Source organism: Neisseria sp. P0014.S002 (assembly GCF_051958295.1).
Lineage (GTDB): Bacteria > Pseudomonadota > Gammaproteobacteria > Burkholderiales > Neisseriaceae > Neisseria > Neisseria flavescens_B.
The window spans coordinates 1-2965 of record NZ_JBQCVO010000023.1; the positions used below are offsets into that span (position 1 = coordinate 1).

Annotated in this window: 3 protein-coding genes and 1 pseudogene; all 4 read right to left on the minus strand. The window is 36.2% G+C overall.

Translation table 11 applies throughout. The annotated features are described in order from the left end of the window. Positions 1-273 precede the first annotated feature (273 nt). Positions 274-819 carry a hypothetical protein gene (locus tag ACTHSX_RS10380; protein ID WP_440377598.1) on the minus strand — a complete coding sequence of 182 codons (546 nt, stop codon included), beginning with the start codon at positions 817-819 and terminating at the stop codon, positions 274-276. 307 nt (positions 820-1126) lie between these two features. Beyond that, a pseudogene (locus tag ACTHSX_RS10385) lies at positions 1127-1795 on the minus strand (RHS repeat domain-containing protein); the annotation flags it as partial. A gap of 150 nt (positions 1796-1945) precedes the next feature. Further along, positions 1946-2335, minus strand: coding sequence for a hypothetical protein (locus ACTHSX_RS10390; RefSeq protein ID WP_440377599.1), 390 nt, complete (start codon positions 2333-2335; stop codon positions 1946-1948). A gap of 15 nt (positions 2336-2350) precedes the next feature. Further along, positions 2351-2965: RHS repeat-associated core domain-containing protein (locus ACTHSX_RS10395; protein ID WP_440377600.1), on the minus strand; the 615-nt coding region annotated here is incomplete at its 5' end.

The following is a 2965-nucleotide window of genomic DNA, read 5'->3' on the forward strand; positions in this document are numbered from 1 at the left end:
TAATGGTAGCCGAAGGTATGACCCAGCGCATTGGTGCGTCGGGTCGGCAGACCGTCCTGGCCGTATTCGTAGGCGGTTTTGGCTTAGATTGTTAAAGAACAAATAGTTCAGACGACCTCGAAAAAGGATCGAGGTCGTCTGAAAAGTAGAAACCGCAACACCCTATATTGTGGAGATTTCATGCGAATTGCGGCTTGCTATCGTTATATCTAATGATGCGGAGCAACTTAGTTTTAAAAAGGGAACAATGTTTGTAAGAAAAACTATGATTTACTAATTTTTTACTAATAGTTTAGTAATATTTTCTTTTTCGCTTTGATTAATTTCAGAATTGTCTTGATAGTCTAGAAACATAAAATATAACATATCTAAATAATTACACTTGGCTATTTTTTTATCTAACTCTTTTTTAATATCTAAGATATATTTTAGTCTTTCAGGTTTATTAATTAATAAATATCGAATAATAAATCTTCCTATTTCGCAAGCCACTGAACTTTCATAAAGCTCAGACGCTGAAGTAATTTTATTTATTAATTTAAACCTTTTAGCTTTAGTTATTTGGGAAAAGTCAAGATCTGAACTTTCTAGGGTAATAATAAATTCCCAAAGCCCCCTATTTTGGATTATTTTTTTATTACTGAGGAGGTGATATATAAAAAAGAATGTGTCGTTATCAATAGTAGGTTGAAATATTGTGCTATCTAAGTTTAGAGAAATATATTCCAAAGCATCTTGTAAATCCTTTTTATTTTCTAATGAGTGTAAATATTTAATTATTTCTAGATTGCTCATTGCACTAATTATTTTATAGTTCATTTTCATAGCCTTTATATTTTAAAATTATGGCAATGCTAAACTACCAGCTCCTGCTACGTGGAGGTAAATCATCGCAATTATCATTTAACCATTGTTTATGTTTTTTCAAAGTTTCTTTAAGTTGTTCAACTAGTTGAATATGTCCTTCAACTGAATCTCTAGGCTTCATACCAGGTTTGTGCTTATATGGTAAATTTCCAGGATTAGCTTTGATTTCTTGATTTCTTTTAATAATATCATTTTCTATATTGCTAATCTTTTTACGTCTAGCAATACAATCAGGATGGTCAAATGCAAATTTATTTTTTAATCCTAATATGTCAAGCCAACCTTGAACGTTCGGTGCAAACTGATAAACGTTAAAGCCACCCCACAAACCAATCGGATCCTGATTCACAAACCGACCCGCATCAGGCTCATAATACCTGAAGAAGTTGTAATGCAGCCCTGTCTCACGGTCAGCGTACTGGTTTTGCAGGCGGAAGGGCTGGTATGCGCTATCCGTTACCTTGGTTTCACTCTTCAGTTTGCCCCAACCGTAATACTCCCCAAACCAAACCAGATTGCCGTGGATGTCGGTCATCTCGCGCGGGATGCCGATTTGGTCGCAGTGGAAGTAGAGAGTTTGTTGGCAGCTTTCGCCTTCTTTGTTGGTCCGGTTGTGTACCTGTGCCAAAGGTTCGTAGCTGTCGGGATCGGTATAGATATAGGTATATCTGCCGTCCGGGTGGACTTCTTGCAGCAAATGGCTGCCGTCCCAAACGAATCCGGTTTCCTCTTCGAGGCCGTCTGAAACTTCTTTGTTTTTCAGACGGCCTTTGCCTATCCTTCTGCCCAAGGCGTCGTAGCTGTAGGACCAAGTTTCTTTCGTGCCGTCTTTTTTGAAGATTTCGACTTTAACCAGTTGGTCGTGCAGGTCGTAGAAATAGTTCTGCACTTCGCCGTTTGCCAGTTCGCGGTGGATCAGGTTGTCAAGGGTATGGACTAGAGCATAACTCCTTAAGACAACGTAGAACTGGATGATTTTATGGCTAATCCTTAGGACCCTATCTGAGGAATAGGGTCGTCTGAAAGTTTATTTATACATCTCAATTTTTTGTTAAATACTTATATAATCTAAGTTTCATTAGGGGGTAAGATACAAAATTACATTTTTTTTATATAGTCTTATGGATTCATCTAAAAATAATCTAAGGAAACGAATAAAATCTTTCTTTAAAAGCATCATATTAGAAAATTCTAAATATATGATTCCATCAGATGTGCAAATACTAACTTCATGAATATAGATGTTTATAGGTTCTTTTTCTTCATATTTTAATATGATATCAAATAAATCAATGTCTTTTTCATTTAGTAGTTCCTCTTTTAATAAAATAGAAATGCCTAGCTCATGATTTTTATTTGGCTGATTATTTAATTGAAAAAATGATGCTTTGTAAACTTCATTTCTTCGACTTAGTATTTGTGAGTAATTATTCATTAAATCTAAAACATTTTTATTTAAATCTTCCATAGTTTTGTATCCAGTTTACTGATATAGATTATTTATAGTGAATCGATGAGTTGGACCTTGCTTGCAAGTTACACACCCCATTCTGCCACTCCCGCGAGATACCAACCGATATGATCTGGAACTAGTATTATTCTGTGGGATTGCTTGTTGTAGTTTCTGAGTATAGATAGATGGATTTGTAGAAGCATTTTCACGAGTATTAGCCCATTCAACAAGCTTTGATTTATTGGGATCGTTTACAGGACGAATGGAAACGTGTCGTCCATGATCATTGACTGCCTCAAGCCCACTTCCTTGAAGTTTACATACATAAATAGCTTGACATTTACCAGGTTGTTTATCTAAAGATGCAGATAAACCAGTAGTAGTATCTTTACCAGGGCGAGGAGTTAAATTGATATTACTATTTGATCCTGATCGATAAATAACTCCTTTCGTTAATATTTTTTCAAGCCCTAAAAAGTCAATCCAAGTTTGAGTATTAGGCGCAAACGCATACAGATTCTCCCCACCCAGCAACCCAATCGGATCCTGATTCACAAACCGACCTACTTCAGGCTCGTAATACCTGAAGAAATTGTAATGCAGCCCAGTTTCACGGTCGCAATACTGGTTTTGCAATCGGAAGGG